This is a genomic window from Mycobacterium sp. NPDC003449 (assembly GCF_053588415.1).
Map to the genome: position 1 here is coordinate 1 of NZ_JBSFPX010000227.1, position 10,252 is coordinate 10,252.

The 10,252-nt window shown below is 64.7% G+C and carries 15 protein-coding genes; 6 read left to right on the forward strand and 9 right to left on the reverse strand.

What is annotated here, in order from left to right:
* The coding region (locus ACWDTP_RS34020; protein ID WP_450027627.1) for a hypothetical protein at positions 1 to 318 on the forward strand (318 nt) is incomplete at its 5' end.
* 300 nt (positions 319 to 618) lie between these two features.
* Here ACWDTP_RS34020 and ACWDTP_RS34025 read toward each other — a convergent pair.
* The 5 genes from ACWDTP_RS34025 to ACWDTP_RS34045 all read right to left on the reverse strand — a co-directional run bounded on the left by ACWDTP_RS34025 (position 619) and on the right by ACWDTP_RS34045 (position 3,056).
* Positions 619 to 1,188, reverse strand: coding sequence for a hypothetical protein (locus ACWDTP_RS34025; protein ID WP_450027628.1), 570 nt, complete (start codon positions 1,186 to 1,188; stop codon positions 619 to 621).
* A 187-nt stretch (positions 1,189 to 1,375) separates the two neighbouring features.
* Positions 1,376 to 1,696 carry a hypothetical protein gene (locus tag ACWDTP_RS34030; protein WP_450027629.1) on the reverse strand — a complete coding sequence of 107 codons (321 nt, stop codon included), beginning with the start codon at positions 1,694 to 1,696 and terminating at the stop codon, positions 1,376 to 1,378.
* A gap of 11 nt (positions 1,697 to 1,707) precedes the next feature.
* Positions 1,708 to 2,289, reverse strand: coding sequence for a hypothetical protein (locus ACWDTP_RS34035; RefSeq protein ID WP_450027630.1), 582 nt, complete (start codon positions 2,287 to 2,289; stop codon positions 1,708 to 1,710).
* Positions 2,286 to 2,510, reverse strand: coding sequence for a hypothetical protein (locus ACWDTP_RS34040; RefSeq protein ID WP_450027631.1), 225 nt, complete (start codon positions 2,508 to 2,510; stop codon positions 2,286 to 2,288). The genes ACWDTP_RS34035 and ACWDTP_RS34040 overlap by 4 nt, the downstream gene beginning before the upstream one ends.
* Positions 2,511 to 2,804: 294 nt before the next feature.
* Positions 2,805 to 3,056, reverse strand: coding sequence for a hypothetical protein (locus ACWDTP_RS34045; protein ID WP_450027632.1), 252 nt, complete (start codon positions 3,054 to 3,056; stop codon positions 2,805 to 2,807).
* A gap of 119 nt (positions 3,057 to 3,175) precedes the next feature.
* Here ACWDTP_RS34045 and ACWDTP_RS34050 point away from each other — a divergent pair, with 119 nt between their 5' ends.
* A complete protein-coding gene (locus tag ACWDTP_RS34050) occupies positions 3,176 to 3,718 on the forward strand; it encodes a hypothetical protein (RefSeq protein ID WP_450027633.1) in 543 nt (180 codons plus the stop codon).
* Positions 3,719 to 4,155: 437 nt separating this feature from the next.
* Positions 4,156 to 5,919 carry a hypothetical protein gene (locus tag ACWDTP_RS34055; RefSeq protein WP_450027634.1) on the forward strand — a complete coding sequence of 588 codons (1,764 nt, stop codon included), beginning with the start codon at positions 4,156 to 4,158 and terminating at the stop codon, positions 5,917 to 5,919.
* Between the two features lie 26 nt (positions 5,920 to 5,945).
* Here ACWDTP_RS34055 and ACWDTP_RS34060 read toward each other — a convergent pair whose 3' ends face one another.
* From ACWDTP_RS34060 to ACWDTP_RS34075, 4 genes are read right to left on the reverse strand one after another with little or no spacing between them, the layout of a single operon-like run.
* On the reverse strand, positions 5,946 to 6,299 hold the full coding sequence (locus ACWDTP_RS34060) for a hypothetical protein (protein WP_450027635.1): 354 nt from the start codon (positions 6,297 to 6,299) through the stop codon (positions 5,946 to 5,948).
* Between the two features lie 50 nt (positions 6,300 to 6,349).
* Positions 6,350 to 6,886, reverse strand: coding sequence for a hypothetical protein (locus ACWDTP_RS34065; protein ID WP_450027636.1), 537 nt, complete (start codon positions 6,884 to 6,886; stop codon positions 6,350 to 6,352).
* Between the two features lie 28 nt (positions 6,887 to 6,914).
* Positions 6,915 to 7,247 (reverse strand): hypothetical protein, encoded by a 333-nt coding sequence (locus ACWDTP_RS34070; protein WP_450027637.1) that lies wholly within the window; start codon positions 7,245 to 7,247, stop codon positions 6,915 to 6,917.
* A 54-nt stretch (positions 7,248 to 7,301) separates the two neighbouring features.
* Positions 7,302 to 7,607, reverse strand: coding sequence for a hypothetical protein (locus ACWDTP_RS34075; protein ID WP_450027638.1), 306 nt, complete (start codon positions 7,605 to 7,607; stop codon positions 7,302 to 7,304).
* Between the two features lie 694 nt (positions 7,608 to 8,301).
* On the opposite strand from ACWDTP_RS34075, the gene ACWDTP_RS34080 reads away from it, so the two are divergent.
* The 3 genes from ACWDTP_RS34080 to ACWDTP_RS34090 are packed head-to-tail and all read left to right on the forward strand — an operon-like array spanning position 8,302 to position 10,014.
* Complete coding sequence (locus ACWDTP_RS34080) at positions 8,302 to 8,922, forward strand: hypothetical protein (protein ID WP_450027639.1); 621 nt, start codon at positions 8,302 to 8,304, stop codon at positions 8,920 to 8,922.
* Positions 8,922 to 9,485 carry a hypothetical protein gene (locus tag ACWDTP_RS34085; protein ID WP_450027640.1) on the forward strand — a complete coding sequence of 188 codons (564 nt, stop codon included), beginning with the start codon at positions 8,922 to 8,924 and terminating at the stop codon, positions 9,483 to 9,485. The genes ACWDTP_RS34080 and ACWDTP_RS34085 overlap by 1 nt, the downstream gene beginning before the upstream one ends.
* 1 nt (position 9,486) lies before the next feature.
* The gene (locus tag ACWDTP_RS34090) at positions 9,487 to 10,014 is read left to right on the forward strand and encodes a hypothetical protein (RefSeq protein WP_450027641.1); all 528 of its coding nucleotides are present in this window, start codon (positions 9,487 to 9,489) and stop codon (positions 10,012 to 10,014) included.
* Positions 10,015 to 10,252 lie beyond the last annotated feature (238 nt).

Sequence of the window (10,252 nt, forward strand, 5' to 3'; positions counted from 1 at the left end):
TCGGCGATGTTCTACCTCGACTACGGCGACCCCATTCCCGCAGGGCCTGACGGTCAGGGGTACACCAACAAGAAGGAACGGCAGACCACGCCGATGCACAGCGCGATGACCAAGACCATCCGCATGGTGATCCTGGGAACTGAGAGCGTCGCGCCCGAAGCGCCGGCCACCGGTGAGGGCCAGCCGAAGCCGGGAATCTTCGGAGATCTGGGCAACCTGGGCCTGGATCCGGCCCCGTCTACGCCGGCCTCGACGGACAACCGCCCCGCCACTTTCGCCATCGGTGGTATCGAGATCGTCGGCCACCCCGCCCGCTAGCCACTGTTATAGGCACCGGCCTGTGGCGATGGGCCGCGTGAAGACGTGGCGTTAGTGGAGAGACGGGGAGTGCGAGCAGTCCGCTCCCAGCGTCACGGGGGCCCGGAAACCCACCCCCTCCCGCCGGCGGTGAAACCTGTTATAGCTGGTGACCAGGAGATATGTGTGGTTGGCGGGGCATGTGCGCAGGCTGTGGCCTGTAACAGTGCCTCTAACAGTGGTCTGCAACAGTGGCGGCGCCAGCGGTCCGCAACAGTTGAGGTGCGGTCGCGCGCAGCACCAGGCGTCGCGCGGGATGTCTCAGCTGGCGTCGCTGATGGCGGTGGCGTGGGCGATCATCAGTCGGCCGTCACCGTCACGACTGAGGGTGATGCGCGGGTCTTTGCTCAGCCTCGACAGCTGCACGTGCAGGGTGCTCTTGTTGTTGGCGGTGGGTGCCGGATACACGCGGTGAAGCAAGTCATTGGTAGACAGCGGGCCGAACTGCGAGATAGCTCGGGCAACGATCCGCAAAGACGGTGACAGGTAGGAAAACGTCAGCTGCTCATGGCGTCGGTAGGCATCGTCGCTGACGGTGAACGCGGCGCCGACGGGGATGACTCGTTTAGCGCCGGTGGCCGCCGCGACAAACAGCTGCATGGCATCGAGCGTGATGCGATAACGGGGCGACAGGTCTGACACCGGGAGCGGGTCAGGGGAGTACCGCTGCTGTTGCATCAACAGCGACATCCGCACCTCGGCGGGCAATGCGCCGATATCGCATGCCGCCATATTCAGTAGGACGACACCGCCGGAACCTGCCGGGGCGATCGCGGCCCAGGGGTGGGAGCTGAACTGGAATTCCTCGGGCCAACGCGCCTGGGCGGTCAACGTCCATTCCGGTGAATCGCTGCTGTCGTGTACAGCGATCGTGTGGGAATCGGAAATGACAGCGCACGACCCATTGGTCAAATGCGACAACGGGCGCGGGATACCTCGGGACAACAACAGCTGTAGAACTTTGGGCGTACCCGCAGTTGTCATTGCTTGTTTCCTCGGCTAGGGCGAATGGATATTCCTAGTTCCGGCGACTGTCGCTGTCAAAGTCATAGAAAAACTCAGCCAGAGACTCATCCGGCTTATCAAGATCGGCCGCTTCCTTGTGAGGGAACAGTATCGGCTCATCGAACCGGACCGGCTCACGGAAAGCATTCCGGCTTGCCCCATTCCGATTATGAGGCTCGGTCGAATTGGCCTGAGGGTACATATCCGCAGGATAATTGATGCTCACGTGCATCACGGGACGGCTCGCTCGCCGTAGCGCGACTCGGTAGAGGAACTTGACCAGATAGCGCACGACAAGAAAGAAAATGATGATCCCGATAAGCGATCCGAGCATGTGGATTGTCCTTACTGTGTGGCCGCCGAGACGGTGGAGCTTTTCTGGCCGCGCCGGGGTGCGCCAGGGGAGCCAAGAGCCTCTGCTGGGCCGCCCTTGCGGGGGAAGCCTCCGCCGCGTTTGACCCGAAACGGTTCCCACCGCTCCGCGAACGCGTCGACGGAGGCCTTGGTGAAGATCGGGCCGGAGGCCAGCCGTGACACCGGCTCGGGGAACCCGGGCTGACCGTCAGGCATGGTCTCGATCTGAGTTATCTGATGGGCGCGCTGGGATGAGACACCGAACTGTGCGGCGATCTCGCGAAGCCCGACCAGATCCTGAGCGCCGGGTGCGGACAGCTCGGCGATGAAGTCCTCGGTCGGCATGATCCGAATGCGGGTGGGCTTGGTGCCCACGGCTGCGCCAGCGGTGCGCAAGGCTTCGTCGGCAGCCTGACGCAGGGTCGCGCCCGTTACTTCGAAGGTGAGGACCAGCTTGCCGGTCTCGCTGTCGTAGACGGCGTTGGCCGAGAGCTCCTCGACGATGTCGAGGCGGCGGTCCTCGCTGAGCCCGGGCGCGATGCAGCTCAGCTGTACGGTCCACGTCAACGTCATCGGTCTCCCTCACTCGGCTCGGTGTCCTGTTCCGGAAACACCAGCCCGACGCCGCGGAGCGCGCCGATGAGGCGCACCCACTGCATCGCCGTCGAGGGGGTGCCGGCCTCGGTCACGGTCAGGCTTCCCTTTGCGAAGACCCAGGCCCCGCGCTTGGTTTGCCAGACCTTGAATCCTTGGCGCACTGCCGCGCTGACGAGCTGATCCATCCGGTCGGCCAATTCTCCCCCTTTAGGCTTGATGTCGTCAAGTTAAGGGTAACCGCTATGACTTGATAACGTCAAGTCATAGCGAACGAGTTTCGGCCGCCCCCGCGCGGTGAGAGCAGGGCGGCGGGAGCGCCCGAAGTAATGCCAGGCCGCGACGTCGGGGCTGTGCCACACAGAAGCGATCGCAACGGAGGTGATTTCAGAGTGGGGGAGCGAGCCGGGAGCGTATTTTCCGTTTGGGTCAAGCAACCGCCGCTTGGGGTCAGCTCATTGACTCGACGGAAAATCGGCCAAAGAGCGGAGTTGTCAGTTTGACGCCGTCAACTCTGCCGGGTCGGTGGTGACCACCGGCGTCTCGACGACAACACCGAGGTTGCGCCAATAGCGCACCGCGGCCTCGTCGAAATGCACCGTGAACCGGGTGCCGCGCGCTCTCACGTATTCGCTTTCCACGTGATCGATCGCCACCCCGTCGTAAGAATCCGTCAGCACGAAGCGGTACTCGGCGCCGGTCGCGTCGCGTGCTGCGACCTGGCCGCCGGGATAGTGCGTCGCCACAATGCCTCCTCGATGCTCGCCCAAGCCGGATCGAGGGGCCGACACTCAGCCCCCATGAGCGAGCACACCTTGTCAGCGTTGGCACTATTTCTGAAAATCTCGAGCTCAGGCAGCGTGTCGTGAACGAAGTTTTCAGAAAAGGTGAAAGGTTGATCGGCATGGCCGATACAACGTCACCCAACCGCCGCCGCGGCGATCGGTTCTGGGGTCAAGGAAGGCCGTCGAAGGGGCCGCGCGTGCCCACAGCGACGGTACTGCCGCGCCCGGTGTGGGAATGGGCGCTTACCGAGGCTGCTGCGTACCGCAGTTGCGTTTCACAGGTGGTCGCCGATGTTGTTTCCGTGCGGGCTGGTCACCCCGAGCTCGTGCAGGACATGAACCGCGAACGCGTTGAGGTAGACGAGCTTTTCGCGTCAACCGAGGTGAATGATGCCGACTCGGCTGCCTGCGAGGAGGGGGACGCCGATGAGGCCGTCGACGTCATGACGCGTCTGCCCTCTGATGTCCGCACTTGGGTTGATGACATGACCGAGGCCTACGACACGTCGCTGAAGCAGATCGTCTCCGACGTGATGTGTGAGGCCGCCGGCAAGTCCGAGTTTGTTCTCAAGATGAATCAACCGATGGTGATGAAAGCGGAGGGGCTGCCACTGGCCATTTGATTCATTCCGCGGAGCGCACCCTGGCGGTGACGTCTCGCAGCTGAACATCTGAATAGCTGGCCCGTGTGGGGGACGAATCACCCCGACATGACGAAGGCCCCACCAGAGGCGGGGCCACGTCCGTGAACGGTTTGGAATCGAGTTGCCGCTCGACTCCCCGGTCCGTCCACCACCGGGGCATCCCCGAAGGGACTTCTGCTCATGCAAAGCAAGTCTCACGGTAGCGCACATCTAGACCATTTTCTAGGAAGCGCTCCGTCACAGATTTGTATATCTGCGCAGGTCGTCACGCGAGTGTCGCTCGCAAGCCGTCCTGTCTCAGGTAGTCGATGACCGCGCCTGCGGTTACTTCACCTCTTGCTGTCGACAATGTTGGACACGAACTCGCTGCTCAGACCTGGGCAACGCTCGCGCCGGCGCTCGCAGCACGCTCCACCATGCGGCTGTGGCTGCCGGGGCACGGGTTCGATCTGCGCACCCAGCTGACCAAACGACTGCCCGACACGCCGGCGGCAGTACCGCTCTACAACCGGCGCCGTACCCGGGTTCTGGCGCTCGATCTTGATGCCAAGTCCGCCGGGCCGGCCGCCGTGCTGGCCGATCGGCACCGCATTATCGGTTGGCTCAACGAGCTCGGCGCCTCGTTCATTTCAGATCGCTCCACCAGCGGCGGCGCGCACGTGTGGGTGCCGCTGGCTCGCGCGGTCACCCTCGACGAGGTCAGGCCTGTACTGGCCGCGATCGCCGCGCGCTGCCCGACCCTGGATTCTTCGCCGATGCTGCACCCCCAACAGGGTGCGCTCACCGCGCCCGGTTCCCGGTGCCGCGAGGGTGGCTGGCGGATTCTTGACGGCACTCTGCCTGACGCCGCAGCTGTCCTGGCTCAACGCAACCGGCCCGAGTTGTTCGCCCTACTCGTCGAGCTCCTGGGCGCTCACAGCCAGATCCCGGCACCCGCTTCGCCGCCGACAAACCACCAGGCGGCCGACGACGTGTTCGAGGGAATTCTCGAGGATGCCCGGTTGCGGACCCAGTACCGACTTTCCAGCCCGCTGCCGGCCGCCGTGGACACCTTCGCCTCGACTGGAGTACTTCCCGCCGACCGACGGTGGTCCAGCCGCTCAGAGGCCCGACAGTCAGTGCTGTTTCACGCTGCATGGCGCGGGATGAGCCTCACCGATATCCGTGACCACATGACGGTCGGAGCACCGTGGGGACAAGGTCTGGCAGTTGCCTACCACCGCTACGGAACTCACCAAGATGACGCCCTGGCGAGGGATTGGGCCAAAGCTCAACGGTTCGTCGCTGAGGCTGCTCGTAAAGTCCAGACCTGCACGCACAGGAAACAAGTACACACAGGGGGGACAGGTACACCACCACGCTACGGGCCCCACCAACGCTGGCTGTCCCACGCTTCCCGCTGGTGCGACACCACGTTCCGCTCGCACACCGCCAGATGGACGGTGGCCGCTGTCTTACAGGCGCTCGCCAGTGCTGCAGTCAAGGCGGGCGAGATCGTTGATGGGGTGCCGGTGGTCGGGGTGGGCGGCCGGTCGTTGTCGATCGGCGCTGGGCTGATCAGTGAGACGACGGTGTGGTCGACGCTGCGGATGCTGCGTGAGATGCCAGGTTCTCCGGTGCTGCTGGTTTCGGCGGCCACCGGGATGCGTGCTGACCGTTACGCCCTGACGACACCCGATGTGCTGGACCCCGATCCGACCGGACCGGGGCGGCCGACGCCGATCGATGTGCATCCGGTGTGGTCAGCGATCGGGCTGAGGCACCGGCGCCTCTACGAGCTGATTGTGGCCGGCGGACCGGACGGGGTGGCGATCGCGGATCTGGTGGTGTCCGCGCGGATGTCGCGGGCCAGTGCTTTCGACGGAGTGGCTGAGCTGGCACGGGTCGGCTTGATCAGTCGTCGGCGTGGTCAGCTCACCGCCGGCACGATCACAGTCGACGAGCTCGGCGAGAGCGTGGGGGTGTTCGAGGAACGGGCGGCGCGCATCACCTGTCATCAGGCGAGTCGGGCCGTCTGGAGAGAGTGGCTGGCGTGCCGTCGCCAACCACCCTGCCCTGCAGAGGTGGAATGGCCGCCGGCCCGAGTGGTGGCGCCACAGTGGACTGAGCTGCCGGCCATCGAGCACCAGGACTACCTGATGGCGGTCATGGCTCATGGGCCACCGCGCGACGACCTGTGAGACGACAGATAGCCCTTGATGAGGGTTCAGCGTGCCTCGACGCTGTAGAGGCTGACCGCGACGGTGCGGCCGGTGCTGGCATTGGTGACCTCCAGGCTGCCGTCGTAAGTGACGACGAGAGACCATCCCACGGCGTTGTAGGCGCCTGGGGCGAGCTCGACGACAGGGATGTTGCCGATATTGCCCACGATCCACTCCAGCGCGCCGTCAGTGGTGATGCGTACCCCGTCGGCCCGGTAGCCGTCGATTGTCGGCGGGCAGGTGAACGGCGCCTCAACGCCAAGCCAGTCGGAGGCGACGATGCCGCGCAGACCCGCGGCGGTGGAGATGTAGACATTGCCGCTGGAATCAGGGTTGAGAGTCTTTGCTTCGGTGGTCATTTCGGGCGATCCGTTCCGTCGTCGGGTTGATGGTTGTTGTACCGGGTTGGTCAGACAGGCCGCCCGGCGACGCGCCACGGACCTGGTTGGTCACGGTCGGTGACGCGGCCGCCGACAGGGCGGGCATGGTGGACATTGTCGACCCAATCGGCATCACGCACGTGAACCCAGCGGTCGGTGTCATCGGCGTACGTGCGGGTCATCGGCGCATTGTTGACCGGGCCGCCGCAGCTGCTGCAGATATCCGTGGTGACCAGCAACATCGATCCACCCATCGAGCGGCGAACACGGGTACGCCGCTCGATCCCCGCAGGCAACGATTCGCGCGGCGCGGTGAGCCAACTGGCCACCGCCTCGAAACGGCTAGTCGTGGGGTCGGCGTCCGGTTGAGCAGGGGAGGTACGCACCGCTCGCACGATGCGCCCCTGTGCGGTGGCGCGGACTTCGACCTCGGTGAGGCCGCGGGTGAACAGATAGCCGGGGCACTCGCTGCCGATGAGTCGCAGCGACACCGAATCCCAGTAATGGGTGTCGGCGAGGCGGGCAAGCTCGCGCAGGCGGGTGGATTTCTGACGGGCTCTGGTCATTGGAGGCCTCCGTTAGCAGCGGGCGAGTTCACCGCGGCGCCTTGAACCCGAATCGCTGGGCGGCATCGGCGATGCTCGCGGCCAGGGACTGCCCGAGATCCCACTGCACCGACATGGTGAGGTCGTCCCCGCAGAACGAGGCGCCGATAGCGCGGATGGCGGACCTGTGCGCGGCGTCGAACGCAGTTTGGGTGGGGCTGGTGATCGCCGCGGCGAGCAGCTGCGCACCTTGGGTGTAGTGACGGGTGAACGAGGTCGGCGAAGGTAGGGCTCGAGGCCGGGGGATGGTGGCGCAGACCGCGGGCCGGGTCTGATCGGAATCGTGCGTGCCAGTGGGGAAGTCGGCTGCGATGCTGGCCATGGTGGTGATCTCCTATTTCTGTTGGGGATGGTGGTTGGACGGCCGTTGTGGCGGTCAGATAAGTCCGCGCGCTCGGTAGTCGGTGAGCTTGGCGCGTACCCCCTTGGCGAACGCTCGCCGTGCGGGGCGGTCGTTGGCCTCAGTGTGCGAGGACCGCAGTGCATAGCGGACCAGTGCGTCGTCGGTGCCGCCGTGCGTCAGCACGTCAGAGCGGGTGGCGGCGCACCAGCCCTGCTCGAACCAGTGGCGGATCCGGCCGGCGGTTGGGATGCCGGCGCCCTGGGCGATGGAATCGAAGTCGGCCGGCTCGGCGGCCGCGGTCCGATCGCTACCGGTGGGGAAGTGGATTGATGCGGTCATCGTTGAGCCTCCGGTCTGGTCGCCGCCGGTGGAAGGGCTGATCATCATTGGTCGGCCACATCCTCTCGGAAGTTGATAGCTGACATATCGGCCAAATACTTGATGGTGTCAAGTCACAGAGTAGGTCACTGAATTGATGACGTCAAGTCAAATGCCGAGGCCGGCGCCGCCTAAATCGGGGCGGCTACTTGCTGTTCCCACTGGCGGGTGCTCCCTCCCCCCACCCTTTGATGGTAGCGCCAGGGTCCGACAAGTCGGCCCTGTGGCGCTGCGCACCCCGCCAGTGGGGAACAGCTAAAAGCACTGCGCTGCAAGATATTTCGATAGCCAGAGGTAGACGAGATGCGTTGCGGCGCAACAGATCACGGAGATAAGCGGGGCGTGAAACATATTGAGGGACAACGTAAGTCACCACCTGATAAGGCTATGAGTCATATGACGGACATCACATAGGATGGTTCAGACAGTTTGCTGTGCTCGATTCAGCAAACCGCGCTCGTGGGTCCATAAAACGTGCATTGAACTGCTGAGTTGTCGGTGGTCGGCGCTAATCTGAAGGTGTCTCGGAGAGATTGCCGGGGCGAACTGATAAGCGGTTCTGGTGCCTCTGATCTGGGGGTGGCTGGGATCGTACCGACTGCCCATAGGAGGCGTTGTGTCTGATGTAAATGTTGGTGCCGCAATCGAGGAATCGGTGTCCGTCGCGAACCTCTTGAACCGTCCCGAGCGAGCCGATACAGGATCCTGGGTTACCGTCGTCGTCTCGTCGGATGAGTTAGCCAATGGCTGGCTGGTGGTGGAGCCGGAACCGACTGCAGGTGAACGCTGGTGCGCCGTCGTGTCCGTTGATCCGATGGCGGTGGTCGCCGCCCGCCCGATCTCGGAAATGGTGCTGCGCACCTGGTCGATCACCAACCCGGCGGTGCCCTCGTGGGTGCCGGTCCTGGCGGCGTCGAGCTGGGAGAACGCGCGGACCAGTGACAAGCTGCGGGAGACCAGCCTGGCACTCAATCGCGAGCAGGTGCGCCTGGAGTCGATTGTCGATGCGGCACACGAATTCGCCGACGAAAACAGCCTGTGCAGCGTGTTCGACACCTTCATGCTCAACCAGGGCTTGCGGCCCCGATCACGCGACTACGACGTGGTGGTGGACGTTTCGCTGCGGCTGCGAATCCAGTCCAACGGAGTCGACAGCGACGTCGCTCGTGAGCAGGTCGGCACCCCCGAAGTGATCGATGCCCTGTACAACCTGACTCGGGCCGAACTGCGCGAGCTGGTCGAAGACTTCGACGTGGTTGATGTGGAGGCCGTGTGATGACGGCGACGTTCAACGGTGGGGCCAGCGGCCCCACCGTCCCCGCTCCGCAGATAGTGGCCGCGCACACCGCCCTGGAGGCCGCCCTGACACAACGGGACGCCGTGGCCGCACAGGTAGGCCGCGCCGCGGTCCACGTGGTGCGAGCGTGGCTGCTCGACCACAACCGGCCACTGATCCGCGTGGAAGTGTCCGGCCAGCTGGCCATTCCCGACACTGACGACGCGCTCAACGATGCCGTTGGGCACCTGCCACGCGAGCTGCTCGGCGCGGGCCTGGACATACGAGGCGAGTACGTCGTGCGGCTGGACGACCTCAACGCGTACCTGGGACGCGACCGTGACGACCGCACTCCGGTCACGATGGCACCTCACCCGGCAGTGGCGGGAACGCTGATCGAGCAGGCCGCCGACGTCGTAGCCCTACACACCGCGTGGATGGAGTGCGATGGCGACGAGCTCGCCGACGAGGATGCGCGCTATCGCATGATCGATGCCGCGCTGGATCTGGCGCGCGCCGTCGGTGACAGCTGCAGTCACATAGATCCGGCTGGGAGGCGCTGACATGCGGATTCCAGCGGGAGTGGTGACCAGAACCATGGTGATGGTCAGGCCGTTGCCCGGCCGCATTTCAGTCCATGACGCGCGCACCGAGCTGGCGACGGTGACGGTGCAGTGGGGTGAGGTGCTCATGACCTTCACCTCGGCCGAACAGGTGTGGACCGTCCTGCAGGCGTTCGGCGCGGTGCGCGAGGCACTGCGCGGCGTCGCCGGTACGGCTGAACTCGGCGGCGGCAGTGATGAACCGTGGCCAGGGGTATCGGCGCTGTCGGTGACATGGACGCGCCCACCAGAGTGGGCGGTGGTACCGCAGTCAGGTTTCGATGACCACCGTCGTCGTCGGCTGTACTGGGTGGACGTTCACATGGGGCCGGTGCTGTGGAGGGTGGTGGATTGGGCGGGCTACGAGGCTGCGCTTGACCTGCTCCGGAACGCGCACCGGACGGCAGTAGCGGTGTTCGTCGACGGTGGTCGGTTTCGGTCTGATCCGTCGCGAGCCGATGCGTTTAGTGAGGTGGGCTCGGTGAGGTAGGTCGTTGTTGGTGGTGCTGGTGGGGGTCGGTGGGTTTTGGCCGGCCTCTGCTGGTGTCTGGGGTGGTGGCCGGGTGGCTGGTGTTCGAGGCTTCTTTTTGGTGGGTGGTGTGCGGCGTAGCCGTTGGTGAGTGTGGGTGGTGTGTGGTGTGTGGTGTGTGGGGGATGGTTGTAGAGATGTGTGACTCAAGCATAGTGATCAGTGGTAGGTGTAGCTAACTTGTTGGGGGTGGGCGGGG